11 protein-coding genes are annotated in these 18833 nt (G+C 49.7%); 7 read left to right on the forward strand and 4 right to left on the reverse strand.

Annotated elements, in window-relative coordinates; genetic code table 11:
- The first annotated feature begins 55 nt into the window (after nucleotides 1–55).
- The 4 genes from B7991_RS01715 (at nucleotide 56) to B7991_RS01730 (ending at nucleotide 10238) form a co-directional block, all read left to right on the forward strand.
- Nucleotides 56–5896 (forward strand): glycoside hydrolase family 9 protein, encoded by a 5841-nt coding sequence (locus B7991_RS01715; RefSeq protein ID WP_088629306.1) that lies wholly within the window; start codon nucleotides 56–58, stop codon nucleotides 5894–5896.
- 108 nt (nucleotides 5897–6004) lie between these two features.
- Nucleotides 6005–8299 carry an ATP-binding protein gene (locus B7991_RS01720; protein WP_176421739.1) on the forward strand — a complete coding sequence of 765 codons (2295 nt, stop codon included), beginning with the start codon at nucleotides 6005–6007 and terminating at the stop codon, nucleotides 8297–8299.
- Nucleotides 8299–8673: a response regulator gene (locus tag B7991_RS01725; RefSeq protein ID WP_012820238.1), complete on the forward strand. Its 375-nt coding sequence runs from the start codon at nucleotides 8299–8301 to the stop codon at nucleotides 8671–8673. The genes B7991_RS01720 and B7991_RS01725 overlap by 1 nt, the downstream gene beginning before the upstream one ends.
- A gap of 8 nt (nucleotides 8674–8681) precedes the next feature.
- On the forward strand, nucleotides 8682–10238 hold the full coding sequence (locus B7991_RS01730; protein ID WP_088629308.1) for a sigma-54 dependent transcriptional regulator: 1557 nt from the start codon (nucleotides 8682–8684) through the stop codon (nucleotides 10236–10238).
- A gap of 24 nt (nucleotides 10239–10262) precedes the next feature.
- On the opposite strand, the gene B7991_RS01735 is transcribed toward B7991_RS01730, so the two are convergent.
- From B7991_RS01735 to B7991_RS01745, 3 genes are all read right to left on the reverse strand, one after another.
- A complete protein-coding gene (locus B7991_RS01735; RefSeq protein ID WP_088629309.1) occupies nucleotides 10263–11303 on the reverse strand; it encodes a class I SAM-dependent rRNA methyltransferase in 1041 nt (346 codons plus the stop codon).
- 25 nt (nucleotides 11304–11328) lie between these two features.
- Nucleotides 11329–11772 (reverse strand): transcriptional regulator NrdR, encoded by a 444-nt coding sequence (gene nrdR / locus B7991_RS01740; RefSeq protein ID WP_012820241.1) that lies wholly within the window; start codon nucleotides 11770–11772, stop codon nucleotides 11329–11331.
- 86 nt (nucleotides 11773–11858) lie between these two features.
- Nucleotides 11859–13934, reverse strand: coding sequence for a transketolase (locus B7991_RS01745; RefSeq protein ID WP_088629310.1), 2076 nt, complete (start codon nucleotides 13932–13934; stop codon nucleotides 11859–11861).
- A gap of 194 nt (nucleotides 13935–14128) precedes the next feature.
- Between B7991_RS01745 and B7991_RS01750 the strand changes: the two genes are divergently transcribed.
- From B7991_RS01750 to gmk, 3 genes are all read left to right on the forward strand, one after another.
- The gene (locus tag B7991_RS01750) at nucleotides 14129–16687 is read left to right on the forward strand and encodes an NPCBM/NEW2 domain-containing protein (RefSeq protein ID WP_088629311.1); all 2559 of its coding nucleotides are present in this window, start codon (nucleotides 14129–14131) and stop codon (nucleotides 16685–16687) included.
- Nucleotides 16688–16740: 53 nt separating this feature from the next.
- Nucleotides 16741–17652 carry a glycosyltransferase family 2 protein gene (locus B7991_RS01755; RefSeq protein ID WP_088629312.1) on the forward strand — a complete coding sequence of 304 codons (912 nt, stop codon included), beginning with the start codon at nucleotides 16741–16743 and terminating at the stop codon, nucleotides 17650–17652.
- Nucleotides 17653–17884: 232 nt separating this feature from the next.
- Nucleotides 17885–18445 carry a guanylate kinase gene (gmk, locus tag B7991_RS01760; protein ID WP_012820245.1) on the forward strand — a complete coding sequence of 187 codons (561 nt, stop codon included), beginning with the start codon at nucleotides 17885–17887 and terminating at the stop codon, nucleotides 18443–18445.
- Between the two features lie 76 nt (nucleotides 18446–18521).
- Here gmk and B7991_RS01765 read toward each other — a convergent pair whose 3' ends face one another.
- Nucleotides 18522–18818, reverse strand: a complete 297-nt coding sequence (locus tag B7991_RS01765; protein ID WP_088629313.1) for an STAS domain-containing protein — start codon at nucleotides 18816–18818, stop codon at nucleotides 18522–18524.
- Nucleotides 18819–18833 lie beyond the last annotated feature (15 nt).

The raw sequence follows: 18833 nt of genomic DNA on the forward strand, positions 1-18833 counted from the left end.
TGGATCTAGCTATTCAGGCGGCTTCTTTATTTTTTGAACAAGATAAATTAGAAGTATGAAAAAACTACTTAGCGCAATTTCTTTACTGGCCTTACTCTGCATGGACTATTCTATTGCAGGGGAACTCCCTAATATCGACAGGACATGCAAGACTTGCAGCCGTCGATACCTCGACTCTTTGAACGCCTACAACAGGCGCCCCATCCGCATAAACCAGAGCGGATTCAGGCCACAGGACTACAAATACGCCTACGTTGCAGACACCAAGGAAAAGACGTTCAAGGTCATTGACGCTAACAGCGGTAAAGAAGTTCCAGGTGGTGGCAACTTGTCGTTAATCGGCAACTATACAAAGCCAAACATCTATATCAATGGCTCTTACAACTCATTGAAAGACAACCAGCTTTATGAATTTGGTAGCCTTGATTCAAGCGCAGCAAAGGAAACGCTCTACCGAGCCGACTTTACAAAGCTTTCGACAACCGGTGAATATTTCATCGTTGTCGGGAACGACACCTCGGCCACATTCCATGTACACCCCTCCATTTACAACTCCATTCTCGAAAACTCATTGCAGTTCTTCGGCATTCAGCGTTGCGGTAACACCAAATCCCACTTTCACAAGCCCTGCCACTTAAAAGACGGTTCAAAAGTCGGCCATGACCTCACCGGCGGATGGCATGACTGCGGTGACCATTTCAAGGTTTCGGAAACGCTTGGCTATACCGCCTATGTGCTCTCCATGGTTTACCTCACCTACCCCGACAAAGCGGAAGACCGCTATGGAGATTCCTATGGAGACACGATTCCAAACGGTATCCCCGACATTCTCTATGAAGCAAAGATCGGAGCAGATTACATTCTCAAGCTTTACAAGGCTTCCAAAGAAGATGGATTGATTGCCAAAAATGACATGTACCATTCTGTAGGCGTTGCTCAGGCAGACCACGAATACTGGGACTTGCCAGAACGCCAGGACGCACAGGATTCTACTCAAGGCGGACCTCATAGAGCCGTCCTTACTGGTATCGGCGCAAATACCGCCGGCATGTTCGTTGCCACACTCGCAAACGTCGCTGTGGGATTCCAGAGACTCTTCTACTTTGACTACGCAGATACACTTCTTGCTGCAGCAAAAGACATCTACAAGAACGTGATGATGCCGCTCTTTGACTACGGTAGCGGAAACCAGATTGGTAGAGAAACATCGTTCCCTGCTTTCTATACGGGTGGTGGTCCGCGTTACGATGACGGTGCCGCAGCAGCCCTTGCATTGTGGTACGCCACCAAGGACACGACCTACCGTTACGACCTTTACAAAAACACCAACATCTTTAACAACCCCACAAACTCACACTTCAACCTAGACTATTTCGAAGCCGGCTTCCTCGGCAATGAAAGCGGATTTTCACCTGGCGGCTGGGCAACGGACTACCAGAATATCCACACCTACGTGCTTTTTGCTTTCCAGAACCTGATTTTGAAAGACCCGGCTGTAGCCGCCGAATACGGCCTTACAGAAGCAGAACGCGATACGCTTTCGATGCGTACCATGGCGACATTCCGTAAGATCCTCAACGATTCCACGAACGACGGTGACTCCACGGTTCTCGTGAATCCAGGTATTCCCTCCGGAGAACCCCACGAAGGTCCGACAGACCTCAAAGTCATCAAGCCCTACAACCTTGTATGGACATCCTTTGACTGGGGTGTCATCCGCTACAACCTGGGTACAGCCGTTTCCATCTTCTTGATGTACGAACTCACAAAGGACGAACGTTATCTAAATGTGGCATTAGACAACATGTACTACGCCCTTGGCGCAAACCCGTGGGATATTTCCCTCCTCATGGGTGCAGGCGACAAGAACCCGCAACACCCGCATAACCGTTCTGCAAACCCGGATGGTTACAACGCCGGAGCAGCCCCATACAAGTACAGATGCCCTGTTGGCGCCCTTATGGGTGGCCGAGACCCGAATAAAACGCTTATCGAAGACTGGGATAAATACACATCTACCGAAACGTGTATCGACTTTTCCGCCCAGTTCCTCTTCCCGGCACAGAGCCTTGCCGAAACATTGCCACCCGATAACGAAGGCCCGATTTTCAGCAACATCGTCGGTATCCCCATTACGGATTCAACAGCGATTATTAGCTGGGATGCAAACGAAATTTCTATCGTCACTGTATTCTACGACATCACAACGAATGTAAACACCGCAAAAGATGTCACAAAGAAAGAGCCGTCTAAAGGTGGTTCAATAACGCTTACCGGCCTCATTCCTGGCCAGACCTACTACTTCTTCCTCGAAGGCAAGGACACAAAGAACAACATTTCTACGGATGACAACCATGGTTATTGGTATTCCTTTACCATGACCCCCACAAGTACACAAATCAAGGGTGTTACTATCTGTCAAGTCGACCACCGCAGCGCAAAAATCTACTGGTGGAGTACAGACCGTCTAAATGGCATTGTCAACTACGGCAAGAACAAAGGACTCTATACAGAATCCAAAAATGCAAGTGGCAGCGCCGTCCTCTTCCACGAAGCCGAACTCACAGGGCTTGAAGCAGGCACAACCTATTACTTTACGGTATCCTCTGGCTCCACAACATCTGAAGAATACTCGTTTACCACAGAAACGCACGCCACCTATGCTGACTTGACCATTAGAATCAAGCCTACCGCTTACCAGGACTCCCTTTGTCTTGCTACAGGCGACTGGAAAAAATGCGGCACATTCATTATCGAAATGCTCAATAACGACACCATCAACTTTAATGACTTTGAAATACGTCTATACGTCAATAGTGAAAATAATTCAGAAATGCCTATAAGCAACATCAGACAAAATTGCAAGGGCAATGGACAATGTGTAGGCTATTTTGATCTCGAAATTGGCCAACAAAAAACAGACGCCACAGGCGCCTACTACTACCCACTTATCATAAAAGATACACTATTCGTTTCTGGACGCTTGCTATTCCAACTCAAATGGCTAAACACAACCAATGCTAGCTTTGAAAAGGGCTGGTCCATTATCCCGCACACAGCCGAAGATGACCCAGAATATTTTGAAGGCATCGATCTCAGACAAGCCCCTTACTTCAAACAGTCCGAAACAACGCCAGTTGAAACAAATTCATTCGGAGAAAGAGTTGAAGCCTTTACAAACGACCCCTACGTTCCCGTTTACTACCACGGCACGCATATTTACGGCTATGGTCCGGACTACACGCCAGAAAACGGCCCGCAGGTAAACCGAGAAATCAATATTACATTCACAAGCCCGTTTGCAACTCCAATACACACGATCGAAAAAGAAAATCCGCAAACAACATATCTCGCCACGAGTACTGTTAAGCCAAACGGCCTCCTCGACGCCGTAGAAATGAACAGCTTCTCCTACCCGTTTGCCTATAACAAGGCCAACCGTACCGATGCCATCACCTTCGGTGGCGATACGACGCTCTCTTACGGCAACAACTACATGGAATGGGTCAGCTGGCACAACAGGAACGCCAACCAGAAAACCGAAAACAAGTACGATTGCGCCTGCGCTGTTGTCCGTAGCAATGTTGAAATCGACAGTATCACGAAGCCACTCGAAAAACGCTATCTCGTCTTTAACAGCGGTAATATCGTCGGCTACAAGGACAAGTTTGTCGAAGTGCACGTATCGCTCCTCGACAGCGCCCTCGAACTTCTCAAGAGCGAAAAGAACCTGAACGTAGAACTCGTCAGCGAAGATCCGAACGTTCTCTTCTACACGGATCCTACGGCAACGATTCCGGTCACAACCATAACGCTTTACGATGGCGAGGCCACATTCTATGTGAGCTCCAAGGTCGCCGTAACGACAACCATATCGGCAACGCATTCCAACACCAAGGACTATTCTTACACGCCGGCAACAGCAACGCTTACCATTGAAGAGCTTCCGCCATGGCCGATTATCGACGTCGCAAAGATTGTAGACTTGAACTGCGACCACATTCCTGACGCCATGGACATTACGCTTTCCTCTGAATATGCGGAAAACCAGCACTTCACCTCGATTACGTTCACATACGGAAGCGAGACCATCACCGCCAACAAGGTTAAATCGCTGAACGGCAAGTCGCTTATTGTTGAAATCAACGTTCCGCAGGAAATCGTGACGAACGCTACCGGAAAAATCACTCTCACAAGCGACATTCAGGGTAACGTCAAAACGGTCGACGACTCGTATGCAGACGGAATCGCTCCGGCACTTCTCTCGGCAACGGTTCTTGAACGCCTTGAATCTGAACCGACCGCACCGGACCACCTCTATCTGCAATTCAGCGAACCGATTTCTGCACCAGGTACAAACTTCCCGCTCGTTCTCTATGCGGCCGACCAGGTGACCAAGGCCGCAACGCCGACAGTCCTTTCTGCCAAGCTCTATAATGACGCAAAGAACATCTGGGACTTCGAAATCGATGCAAGTGCAGGATCCCTAGTAACTGCAGGCATGTGGGGTCAGCTCGACCCGGCAGGCACCATCACCGACTTGAACGGCAATGGCGTCGCAGGCCTCTGTACACCGGAAAAGGTTGAAATTCTCCTGAAGATCTTGCCGATTCCGATGACATACGCCGTCATCACAGACAAGCTCCAAAACGGTTATGCAAGCCATGTCGACGTCTCTTTCCAGAAACCTCTTGATGCAAAGCATACACCGGAATACCTGGAAATCATCTTCGGTACGGCAAAGCCCGAAACGCTCACCGTCGATAAGAGCCTGTTCGTGTTTAACGGCGAAAACCTCTCTATCGACCTTGAAAAGCCGTTCCAGTTCGGCAATACGGCCGGTAACTTTGAAGGCGCCCTCCCAGGCGGCAAGCAGCTTGTCCACGCAGGTCAGGTCACGCAATATCTCGGAACAGGTGCTGCCACCGAAACGAACTCCGTTCTCGCCGAAGATAAGGTTGGACCGGTCTTTGTTTCTGCGGTCATTAGCCAAACCTCTACGGCAGACATTCTCTCCATTACCGCAAGTGAACCTCTCGTCTTGGCAGATTCGACGCAGCAGTTCTACAGACACAAGCGCGCCGAAAAACAGTCCAACGTATTCAGCAGCGCATTCTCGCTCTGGAACTTTGCCCAAAACAATACGGGCTTGTCCATCCTCTTCATGAACGATCTTTCGGGAACTGTCATGGAAGGCGATTTTGTGAGAATGGGCTCCATGATGACAAGCGCCTTCAAGGATGCTAATGGCAACTATCCGGAATTTGATGTTCCTTGGGTTTTGGTCAACGGCAATGGCGCACCGAAGATCAAGTTCGACGTGAAATTGCGCGACATCGTCTCCGACTTGAACTCGAACAACCGCACCAAGGTTGATGTCAAGGAAACCATGCGACTCTACGTCAAGAATCCGTCTAGCAACAAGTATGACTTGATTCAGGACGGCAAGGTGACCTTGACAGGTATCGATTCTACCGATATCGGTGGTGCCATCTTTGACGTGAAGCTCTCCGTACCTCGCGGCGCCTCCTTAAGCACCGAATGCGCATGGAGCAACCTGAACGTCAAGTTCCGCATTCCGATCTATTCTAACCTCGGAAGCTTTGTCAACCGCTTCAACAAGTCCTTCAACGTAGACCCGAAGCTTTATCTCACGCCCAACAACCAGGTGGAATTCGTCATTGAATGGGCAAATAAGGCTCCATCGGGCATCAGAAGCAAGGATGATAGAGCAGTTGGCACAGGTGCATATATTTACAAGGCCGAAATCGAAACTAAATTTACACCTAACATGAACAACTCCGAAGTCAAGGGCAACCCGAAGGTTATCAAGAACTTCTCTACAAAGAACTCCTTCGAGCAGAAAAAGACTTTCGGTATCAAGAGAACCAAGTAAAAAAGGTCAAGAAGCTGGGAAAATATGCACGAGAGTCTATTTACAAACTCGCCCTACGTTATAACGCTTACTGTAGTAGCGTTGATCATCGTATGCTATTTTCCCATCATGCTTGGTCAAAAGACGTCCGTCAAGCAGCTCCCTCGCCCCATACACCAGCTGGTCATCATCAGCATATTCTGGCAAGCGAGCAACTTGATTGGCGACATTTTCTTTAGTGGCGATAACTTTATTGCAGGGACCAAAGCCTATACGGCAAGGCAACTCATATTCTGCGCGGCAGCCCTTGGCTGGATCCAGCTCGGGAACGCCATACACCATACCGCAGAAATCAGTCTCAAGATGAAGCGCAAGAACGGCTGGAAGCTCATGAACATTTTCGGAGCTTTAGCGGTTCTTATTTCGACCTACTTCTTTATCAATGATCCAAGCTATATCCCAAGCCTAGATTTCTTTGGCTACAGACCTTTTGCAGAAAGGCCCATATTTAATTTTTACAGCCTTCTTTTGGCCTTATTTGTACTGCCAAACATCATTGTCACTTCATATGACATAATTCGCAACATAGTGCAGGCAAGCGATACAACACTCCCCCACCAGGTTAGCATATACATGTTGGCCTCGTTCACGTTTTTTGTCGCGTTAGCCGTCCTTTTTGATTTTATCATTCCCATATCCACGAAATTTAACGGTTATGACCAGTTCTTAAAATGGTCTCAGTTCATCTCGGTCTTTTTGGCCATCCTTTCCGGGCAATATTTCACTTCGGTCTCATTCAAGAACAAAAGTGCATCCTGGTTTTTGGACAAGCTAAAAGACAAAATGGTGGATGGTCTTTTATACTACAATTATAAAGGCGAAATCCAGCTTGCCAACCCGGCAGCTCTTGGAATTTTGCACACCACACAAGAAGCACTCCACGACAAGAAAATCACGTCAGTATTTCCGCAGATTCAAGACCCTACACGTGAAGCGACTTACAACAAAATAAGAATCAAGATTGACAACGAAGACCATATTTTCAACGTTTCCATTTTCCAGATTCGTCAATCATTGACAACAAACTACAACGTAGCTTTCTTTAGCGATGTTTCGAACACGCTGCATTACCAGCAGATTATCAAGACCCGCGACGAGCAGTTCAAGGAATACCAGCTTGACCAGATCCGCTACCAGGAACGATTGAACATCTGGAAAAAGAAGGTCGATGAAAGTAAATACTTCCTGGATACGCTTATCAGTACACTCCCATTCCGTTTTTGGTCCAAGAACGAACAGGGCGTGTTCATGACGCAGAACCAGACCGATATCAAGAGTCGCGGAAACCTGTTGCAGACCTCTGAACCGGACAGCAAGATTTTGCCTCAAGAACTTTTAGCTCGTAACGAAGGCGAACCGCAAAGTTTCATTTCTTACGAACGAATTAAGAAGACTTTCAACGAGAATAACGAAGAAGAAGACGATATCGAGATTTTGAAGCAGGACGACTACAACATGGCCGTCCGTAAAGGGATCGCCAAGGATATCATGATTTTCAACAACATGTTCATCCCCATTATGGCCCCGCGCAAGCCGTACAAGATTATCGGCATTAAGATCGATATTACCAAGGAAATGCGTCTCGAAAAAGAACGCGACATGTTGCAAGAACAAAAGCACATCCACTCGAGGCTCGAAGAACTGGGTACCATCTGCGGTGGCTTTGCACACGACTACAACAACATCCTTGGCTCTCAGATTGGGTTCTGCGATCTGGCGCTTGAAGTGCTCGACAAAGATAACCAGGCCTACATGTTCATCCAGGAAGCACGCAAGGCAGCCACACGCGGCAAGGAATCCCTCGAAGAGCTTTTGAACACAATCCGCGGCAAGACCTCCGAAAAGGACAAGCTCACGGAATTTGCGCCGTACATGATTATCGACGACGTGGTAAAGAAGCTCTGGATTACGCTCCCGCCGAACGTAAAGGTCAAGGCAGACAACCTCGACAAGAACATCCGCATCGTCGGAAACGTCTCGGCACTCGACCGCATTATCAGCAACCTTGCAAACAACGCCATCTTCGCCATGAAGGAAAATGGCGGTACACTCACGATTGCCCTCAAGCGAGAAGTGCTCACGGAACCGCTCATCACGCCTTACGCCCCGCAGATCGAAGCGGGCACCTATGCCAAGATTACCGTCGAAGATACAGGCACCGGCATGGACACGGCGACCCTCGAACGCATCTTTTCACCGTTCTTTACGACCAAGGCACCGGGTGAAGGCCTCGGATTGGGCCTTTCTTCGGCACTTAGACTGCTAAAAGAAGGCAATGCGGGCTACACAGTACAAACAACCTTGGGCGAAGGAACTATTTTTAATCTATATTGGTCTATAAGAAACGAGAAAATGGAGGCTTAATGTCTACAATACTCATCATTGACGATGACGCTCAGCTCAACCTCATGTTGAAGTCTGCTCTGGAATTGAAAGGTTATACTGTCGATACTGCTAGCAACGGTAAGAAAGCAAAAACTCTTTATCAGAAGAACACGTACGATGTAATCATCACCGACATCATCATGCCGGAAGGTGACGGATTTGAAGTTGTCCTTGACCTTCGCCGTATGGGCATGAGCGACCGCACGATCGCGATTAGCGGTGGTGGACGTACGTCTGCTGAAGACTATCTTGCAACGGCTCAGCACTTCGATGTAGCCGCAATTTTCAGCAAGCCGCTGGATCTCCAGCAGCTCCGCAACAAAGTTGACGAGATTATCAAGGCACATTCGTAATAGCATAAATGATGAATATCCTGATCGCTGATTTTGATCGGAAATTTGTCGAGGAGCTACAGCGGAACTGGTCTGTAGCCGGAACGAACCTACTGGTCTGCTCCGACGATAAGACTCTGATGCCGCTAATTAAGAAGACGTCGATAGACCTTGCGTTTATCGAGGTTCCTTTTTTGATGCTCGACAATATGGATTTGATCAGCTATTTGAAGGAACGCCAGCCTGGTATTGAAATCTTCGTGCTGTGCGATGACCGCAACTGGCAGGGGGCCGCTAGCGCCATTACTCGTGGAGCAAGCAGCTTCTTGAAGAAGCCGGTCACGCTATCGCTCCTTGAGAGCACGACAAGCAAGATCCAGGCTCAGCAACAAAACAAGTCCAACACGCAGCTCATGGAATCCCAGGTGTTGGACAGCCTTCTCGGCGACACGCCCGAGATGCGCAAAATTCTAAAAACAGTTTATAAGGTCGCACCGACCAACAGTACCTTGCTTATAACCGGCGAGTCCGGTTCGGGCAAGGAATTTTTGGCAAACGTCGTCCACCGCTACAGCAAACGCGCGAACGAACCGTTTGTGCCAGTCAACTGCGGAGCGATCCCCGAGAACCTCGTGGAAAGTGAACTCTTCGGAAGCAAGAAGGGATCGTATACAGGTTCTACCGCCGACAAGAAGGGCTTGTTCGAATCCGCCAATGGCGGTACGCTGTTCCTCGATGAAGTCGGTGAGCTTTCTCTGGCAACACAAGTCAAGCTTTTACGTTTTCTGCAAAGCCACGAGATTCGTCGCGTGGGTGAAACGGACGCCCGTTACTTGGACATCCGCATTATCGCAGCAACTAACCGCGATTTGCAACAAGCGATGCACGAAGGTCGTTTCCGCGAAGACCTTTACTACCGTTTAAACACGTTCCACTTGCAGCTCCCGCCGCTCCGCGACAGGAAGCCTGTCATCCCGAACTTAATTCGTTACTTTATCTTAAAGAACAAGGAAGCGCAGGGCAAGGAAATCCATGACCTTGAACCCGCCGCTCTTTATGCTTTGACAAAGTACCCCTACCCCGGAAACATCCGCGAGCTCGAAAACATCATGGAGCATGCGATTGTGCTTTCGGAAGGTGGAGTCATCAAGCTCGAAGACTTGCCGGAATATGTGCAAGTGGAAGCCCGCGAAAAGACGGTTGCGATTCCACATATCAAGGATGCAGCTAGTCTTAAAGAAAGCGCTAGCGAGCCTGTTTTCGACAACGCCGAAGATGCGGAAGAGAATGAAAAGTCTGTCGAGAATCCTCTCGGAAAGCCGATTCATTTTGAACCGATTTCGGGCAAGACGGATAGAGCAGGGCTTTTGACGCACAACCCGACGAAGTTCATCACGCATAATCCTGCGCCCGAAGAAGAAGAAATTCTTTCGCTCGACGAGATGGAACGCAGGCACATTCTGCATGCCTTAAGCATTTGCAAAGGCAACAAGACTGAAGTCTGCAAGAAGCTCGGCATCAGCCGTGCCACACTTTGGCGCAAGCTCAAAGAGCTCAAAATCGAAATGGACGGCGGCGAAGACTAGCGCGGTCAAGAATCGCGCAGGCTCCTACACCTCTACAAGAGTCGCGACTAAGCAAGAATCTTTCGTAGAACCGCTACCGACAAAGTCTACGTCTTGGGATTTTTTCCAAGACGTTTTTGCATTCGGGTGCACGGAAGATACGGCGGCAAGCACATCGCGGGCAAATGCGGACAGGTTGAATTCGCTGTAGTTGGAACTCACCATGAAGAATCCGCCCGGATTCAGGAGCGTCGCGCAATCGGCAACGAGCGGCATCAAGTGTTCACGTACGTTAAAGTTAAAGCCCTTAAAACGCGCAAAGCTCGGCGGGTCAAGTACAATACCATCAAAACGTAAGCCCTTCTTTTGAGCCCAATGCACGTATTCGATAGCGTTACCGCGGAAGAACTCTCCAGGACGCAAATCAAGGCCGTTTAAGGCGTAATTTTCACGGCCCTTGTCGAGAATCTTGCCGCTGATATCGGCGTTTGTAGCGACCGCAGCACCGCCTAGACGGGCGTGTACGGAGAAACTGCACGTATAGCTGAATAGGTTCAAAAAACGGAGGCCGGTTTGCGCGGAATTTTCGAGATTCGCCAAGTCAGCGAGATGCGCCGAGGCTTCGAAATTCGCCGGAGATGCGCCGGACATTTCACGGAAGCGTTCTTCGACTTCGAGACGCACATGGCGCATATCGAGGAAAAGCCCCGGATTAATCGTATCGAGCAAGTCCACATGAAAATTGGCATTGCCTTCGCGAACTGATCCCACAGCATCTTCACGTGAGCCAACCACAACATCCATCGGAGCGTTCTCAAGCGATTTTCCAGAGCTCGAAAGACGTTCCTTTGTCACAACGCAAATAGGATTGAAAAGAGAGGCCAAAGCCTCGACAATTTCGGTCTTGCTCGTCAATAGCTCCGGTCCAAAAAACTGCATCTGGTAACGGTCACCGAACTTGTCTATCGTGAGTCCCGGGAAACCGTCGGCAGCGCCATTCACAATGCGCAAAGCATCCGTTACATCGAATAACGGAGCGCGCTTTTCGAGCGCAATCGCTAACTTGTTTTTTAAATCAAAAGCCATTCGAGCTCAGCGAGCGTTCTATCGTCTATTTATCAAGAGTCTTGATCTGGTCGACGAACTCGCCCACTTCCTTGAATTCGCGGTAAATGGAAGCGAAACGCACATACGCCACAGCGTCAAGCTTTTTGAGTTCCTGCATCACGAGGTTACCAATCTGGTCGTAGCTCACTTCAAAGCCTTCCGACATCTGCAACGAATTTTCCACGCGCGTCACCAGTTGTTCGATATCGTCCATGGACACCGGGCGTTTTTTGCAGGAGTTCATAATGCCACGTTGCAATTTTTCGCGCTGGAAAGGTTCGCGTTCGCCACTGCGCTTGATAACGGTCAACGGCTGGACTTCGATATATTCACGGGTCGTAAAGCGACGGCCACAAGCACAACATTCACGACGACGACGAATCGACGAGCCACTCACGCGACTATCGACAACCTTGTCGTTATCATTCTTGCAAAACGGGCAAATCATGCTTTGAATATAGCACTTTTTAAGGGGAAAGTGCGCAAAATCACAATAAAATTACAAAAGAAAAAGGGGCCTTGCGGCCCCGATTTTTAAGCGTTTGCCTTCTTGAAGTCTTCGACGTTCTTGGCGTATTCAGCGAGGTATTCCTTAGCGGCTGCAGCAACAGCTTCCGGAACGTAACCGAATTCCTTTTCGAGGACGCCTGCCGGAGCAGAAGCACCGAAGCGTTCGAGACCGGAGACCTTACCGAAGCCCCCCACGACCTGGGCGAACAAGAGCGGAAGACCGCTGGACTTTGCAAACACCGGAGTCCACGGAGCGATGATGCTATCGCGGTAGGATTTCGGCTGCTTGAGGAAGAGAGCCGGGCTGATCATGGAAACTACGCGCACAGACTTGCCTTCGTCGCGGAGGAGTTCAGCAGCCTGGTGTTCGAGGAGAACGTCACTGCCGTTTGCAACCAAAGTAAGATCCGGTTTCTTGCCTGCGGCAGTGTTGTCGCTGACAATGTAAGCGCCCTTTCGGCAAGCCTTGGCAGCTTCGTAGCGGTTTTCACCCGGAAGCGTGTTCACGACCTGACGAGTGAGGATGAGAGCCGTCGGGCTGTCGTTGTTTTCAAAAGCCATTTCCCATGCGGCGAGAGTTTCGTAAGCGTCTGCCGGGCGGAGCACGAGCATTTCGGCCTTGCCGCTAGCCTTCGTGAGGCTTTCGAGCAAACGAATCTGCGTTTCGTGTTCAATCGGCTGGTGCGTCGGGCCGTCTTCGCCCACGCGGAAGCTGTCGTGCGTGAACACGTACTTGACCGGGAGGCCCATGAGAGCGGCCATACGGATTGCCGGCTTCATGAAGTCACTGAAGACAAAGAACGTTGCGCAAATCGGATAGAGACCGCCGTGGAGAGCGATACCATTTGCAATGGCGCCCATCGTGAGTTCTGCAACGCCGACCTGGACAAATGCACCCTTGAAGTCATTAGCACGGAAGATGCCCGTCTTGTCGAGGAATGCCTGCGTGTTGTCGGAGTTCGAAAGGTCTGCAGAGCTGCAGATGATGTTGTGATAATTTTCGGCGAGGTAGCCAAGAACCGTACCACTCGTGACGCGAGTTGCAACACCTTCCTTGATGTTGAGCTTGGAGAGGTCGATCTTGAGACCCTTGCCCGAGAGCCATTCGTTGAGGGTTGCGGACTTTTCGGCGTTAGCCTTGTCCCAAGCAGCCTTGGCCTTCTTCCATTCGGCGACCTGCTTGCGAAGTTCGTTGGCACGCGCTTCAAAGCCAGCCTTCACATCGTCAAAGACCTGGAACGGATCGTCCGGATTGCCACCGAGATTCTTGACCGTAGCAGAGGTAGAAGCACCTGCAGCATTAAGCGGCTGACCGTGCGTAGAGACAGCGCCTTCGTAGCTCTTGCCGTCTTCGGCGATAGCGCCCTTGGCCATCGTAGTGTGACCGTAGACGAGCACCGGCTTTTCAGTTTCTGCCCAAGCGGCCTTGAAAGCCTTGCGGAGTTCTGCAATGTTGGAACCGTCGCATTCAATCACGCGGAAGCCCCAGGATTCGTACTGACCAACGAAGTCGTGGTCCATCACGTCTTCAGTCTTGCAGCTGAGCTGGACCTGGTTTGCATCGTAGAAGAAAATGAGGTTCGAAAGCTTGAGGTGGCCAGCAATGCGGCCCACGCCGTATGCGATTTCTTCTTCGAGACCGCCGTCAGAAACGAGGCAGATGGTCTTGTGTTCGAGGATGGAGCCAAAACGTTCAACCATGAAGCGTTCGGCGATAGCGCCACCGAGAGCAATGCCGTGACCGATACCGAGCGGGCCCGAGGAGTTTTCAATACCGAGGGCAACGTCGACTTCCGGATGGCCCGGAGTGCGGCTGCCAAGCTGGCGGAAGTTCTTCACGTCTTCGAGCGTGAGGCGATTCGTGAGGACGAGTTCAGAGTAGAGGAGCGGGCTCATGTGGCCCGGGTCCATGAAGAAGCGGTCGCGAGCCATCCAGTTGGCATCGTCCGGATCGTAACGCAAGAATTCAGCAAACAAAAGCGTAATGGCGTCTGCGGCGCCCATGGCTCCACCCGGATGTCCGGACTTGGCCTTCTGCACCATTGCGGCAGAAAGGATACGGACGTTGTCAGCTGCTTTTGTAACTAATGAATCTTGCACGGTCTAACCCCTTTAGAGTTTTGTTTTTACGCGGCAAATTTAGTTTTTTCTTGCGAAACTCTCAAGGTATATTGTCAAATGAAAAGCCCAAAGCAATAAAAAGTTATATTTTCGCAACAACCTAAAATAATCCACAAACGCCCCAAAAGAAGCAATTCCTGGAGCGCTTTTACGTGTTATCGAGAAGGAACCCAATGAATATCAAAGACGCTATCTTGAGACTATTCAAGAACTTAGCTCACCCCGCAGGCATTTTCGGCACACTCGTTGCTATAGCCATCCCCTTCCTTATTTACCTCGCCCCGAACATCAAGCACAGGGAAACCATCCGACAGATGGATTTGAACTGGCCGCTCCCGCTTTTTGGAATTCAGTTCATTCTCGGGATTGTCCTTTTCTGTTTTTTGAGTAAAGATTTTAGAGAATGGCTCAAGGGAATCCTCCCCGCAAAGTCCGTGAGCATCATGACTCTCGTATTTGCTGTCGCCATTTCCATTTTCGCAGGCACGCAAATAGAAGCCCGCCACCGCGTCCAGAGCGACGAAAGCGTCTTCATGGCTGTTGCCCAGAACATGTACTACAACCACGAATCCGGCACCTGCAACCAGGGCGAATTCGACAACGGCACACTGAGCTGCAAATCCACATCCAACAGCTTTAAAACTAAAGGGCTCTCTTTCCTTTACTACCTCGGCATGCCGCTATTTGGTAGCGACCTCCACTGGATTTTCACCGCAGAACTCCTGATGCTGCCGCTTGCGTTCCTCCTCATGTTCCTTGCGATTGTCGCCTGGACCAGACAACCCCTCCTTGCCTTCCTCGCCTCGCTACTCATGGCACTCCAACCGACGGTACTTTTCCAGTTCCGCGCCATGTCCGTTGAACCGCTCTATATATTCCTCTCGGCTTTAGCTCTGTTCGTGTTTAAGTGGGCATATGACAGGAACACCGTTTGGCACTGGACTCTCCTCGCCCTCATTCTGGCCTTCTTCGCCCAGACCCGCCAAGAAACAATTTTCTGCATCTTCGCATTCGTCCTTTTTGCGCTCCCGAAACTTCTCAACAAGAAAGATTATAAAGCACCTGTCTTCTTTGTGACGCTTTCGCTTTTCTCCATACCGGCACTCCTTACAATTAGCTACTTCCAAGGATTCGGCTTCCAGGGAGGCGAATTTGAAGCCCACGGACACTTCTTCGAAGATCTCGCCAAGAACTGGGAAGTGATGACCACAAAGCTCGATAAGAATGGCAATCTGACGAATCCGTTCCTGAGTTACTTCAACTATCTCTTTGCCATTGGCGGCATCTATCTTACCTTCCGCGCGATTAACGGCGCAAGAAAGAGGAACTTTACTTACCTCAAGATTCTCGCATTTTTGCTCCTCTACCACCTGCAAACGTATGTGATTCTCGAAAACGTCTCTGGCGACTTCAGCATCGAAATCAACCAGCGCTATAGCCTTGTGATGTTGCCGACCATGGCTTTTGTGGCGGCCCTCCCGGTCACCCACATGATCCAGTACTTCGCAACGCCTACCGGCGGCAAGCTGAACAGCAAGACAGCCTTTGTCGGCATGCTCATTGCCGCCTTGCTTTTCACCGGCTGGACAATCCATTACAAGAAGAACTTCAACGATAATATCATGTACAACCGCAACCACTTGACCATCGAAGAGCACGAAATTCTTGGTTGGCTCAAGGAACTGCCGCAAGCGGACCGATTCTTTATTTACGGTCGTCCTTGGCACTTCGTGGGTTACGGCATGTCGTCCATTCATTACGACAACGCTCGCAGAATGACGAACAGCGAGATGAAGGAATTAATCGAGAAGTACAAAGGCGAAGTCTATTACATTCGCGGCTTAGACTGCTGGGACAGCCACACTTACCACAGAAAAGCTGTGGAACACCGCATCGCCACGACCTGCGACGTATTCGAACGCGAAATGGATTTGACTGGCGTCAAGAACATCTTGATTACGAACAACTACTGGGTCCAGATTGCAAAATTCAACGGACGTAAGAATTACAATCCGCAGAGAATCATCACGACTAGCGAATTAGAAGTCGTTCCTGCAGATTCCGCGACCAAAAAAGCAGCAACGCTAAAAATCCATTATGAACTGAAAGAAAAAAGCAGCGTTGCAGCCAACTGGAATATCATGATTTCCGTCAACGACAAAGTACTAGAACAAGGGCTATACAAATTCGGCTCTTATGATAAAGAAGTGAACCTTGCAAGCTTGCAGCCCGGCTTCAACCAGGTACGTTTTGTCATACAGGACCTCTCAACAAAGAGCAAACTTGCCGATGTCTCAAAATTCTATTTCGAAGCTGCAAATGGAGCGATTGCACTCACAGACTACCCCATCGAAAACCACAAGCAGGAATGGGGTAATCTGCACAGGAACGAAAGCATTGAAGGAAACAAGCTCAGTGTGAACGGTCAAAGCTTTATAAACGGTATTGGTACGCACGCCTCTTCCACAACGATCTTTGACGTCGCCAAGAAATTTGCAACGGTCAAATTCTCGGTCGGCCTCGATGACGAATCGCTCTGCAGCGAAGGCGTTGGTGTTGAAGTTCTCGGTGATGGCAAGTCACTTGCAAAGACACCATTCTTTAGGAATGGCGAATTGCACAATGTCGAGGCAAATATTGCAGGAGTCCAAAAGCTCACGATTAGATCCTTCCCCAAAGAGGGCATCAATTGCAGCCACGTAGACATCATTAACCCGGTATTTATACCGTAGTCATTATTCAAAAACAACTAACAACTTAATTATAAAATTGCTATAATTGCACTATGCTTTTATCCGTAATTATACCTGTTTTTAATGAAGAAGAGATCGTTGCCGAAACCTACCGCGTCTTGGAGGAAGAGCTTAAGGATATCGAGCACGAACTCATTTTTGTCAACGACGGTTCCAAGGACCGCACCCGAGAAATCGTGGAAGGCCTCCTCCCCGGGAACCCGAACAACAAGATTATCAACTTTAGCCGTAACTTCGGCCACCAGGCTGCATTTAGCGCAGGCCTCGACCATTGCATTGGCGATGCCGTGGTAATCATCGATGGCGACTTGCAAGACCCGCCGAGCCTCATCCACGAGATGCTCGAAAAGTGGCGCGAAGGCTACCAGGTCGTTTACGCCCAGCGCAACAAGCGCAAAGGCGAGACACTCTTCAAGCGCTTTACGGCATTTTGCTTCTACCGCTTGATTGGCAAGCTCACGAGTATCGACATTCCGCCTGACACCGGCGACTTCAGACTCATGGACCGCTGCGTGGTGGACCAGCTCAAGAACCTCCCGGAACGCAGCCGCTTCTTGCGCGGACTCGTATGCTGGGTCGGCTTCAAGAAGATTGGCGTCAAGTACGACCGCGCCGAACGCACCGCAGGCACTTCGAAGTATCCGCTCAAGAAGATGCTTCGCCTCGCATTCGACGGCATCACGGGTTTCAGCTCGGCTCCGCTCAAGCTCAGCTTCTACATGGGCTTCATTGCAACCATCGTTGGCTTTGTGCTTCTCGTCTGGTCGATTCTCGAAAAGTTCCTCTCCCCTGCAACAACGGTTCCGGGCTGGGCATCGCTCATGACCGCCATCGTGTTCTTCGCAGGCGTGCAGCTTTTGACCATCGGCATTCTCGGCGAATACATCGGCCGAATCTACGACGAAGTCAAGCAGCGTCCGCTGTACATCGAAGACAAAAAGTAATTCGGACAACTGCATAAGGCGAGAGAAGCGCCAATGCTTGCATTGGCATTTCCGAGCCGAGCAGTTGGTGCTTGAGCGAAGCGAAAGTACAATTCGGAATTAATGCTTTTAAGATTGTCATTCCCGATTTAATCGGGAAACTCCTTGCTTAGAATTTTTAAGTTAAGGAGAGGCCTGCTTTCGCAGGCATGACAATATGAAAGTGATTATGGAGTAATTACAGAATTTAACTATGAAAAACAAGCTTTTCGTTATGAGTGCCGCCAGTGGCGCAGGCAAGACCACCCTCAAGGATCTTGTCATCAAGGATTTCCCGGACATCAAGTATTCCATTTCGGCTACAACGCGCAAACCGCGCGAAGGCGAAATTGACGGAGTCCACTACTTCTTCAAGACCAAGGAAGAATTCGAGCAGATGATCAAGGACGACGCCCTAGTCGAATACAACCTGGTTCACGGGAACTACTACGGAACGCCCAAGAGCTTTGTCGAGAAGACTCTCGCCGAAGGAAACCGCGTGTTGTTTGACCTTGACGTTTTCGGCAAGGTGAACTTTGACAAGGTCTACCCTGACGCAACAGGCATTTTCATTTTGCCGCCAAGCGACGAAGAACTCGAACGCCGCCTCCGTGGCCGTGGCACCGATAGCGAAGAAGTCATCCAGCTCCGCCTTGCAAACGCGAAGAAAGAAATCGAATTTGCAAAGACGAAGGGCAAGTACGAATACACCATCGTGAACGATGATCTTCAGAAAGCCGCTGACGAACTCCGCGCAATCCTGAGTCAGAAGTAACTTTTAAAGAATTCATTATACAAAAAACGGCACCGCGCAGGTGCCGTTTTTTCATCTATACAAATTCTTAACCAAACTACACGACAGTCAGAATGTCCGAGAATCCCGTCACCTCAAAAATTTCCTTGATTTCATCGCAGACATTCTTGATGGTCATCTTGCCCTGCTTGTTCATAATCTTCTGGGCGGAAAGCAACACGCGCAAACCTGCCGAAGAAATATACGTCAGCTTGGCAAAGTCAAATTCCAGGTCCGAGACACCATCCAATTTGCCCTGAATTTCAGCTTCGAGCAAAGGAGCCGTCATCGTATCCAAGCGCCCTTCCAAAGCGAAAGAGGTATTGGAACCATCCACATTTTTTTCGATTTTCATTATCAGCCTCTCTTT

It is taken from the genome of Fibrobacter sp. UWB3 (assembly GCF_002210405.1).
Lineage (GTDB): Bacteria > Fibrobacterota > Fibrobacteria > Fibrobacterales > Fibrobacteraceae > Fibrobacter.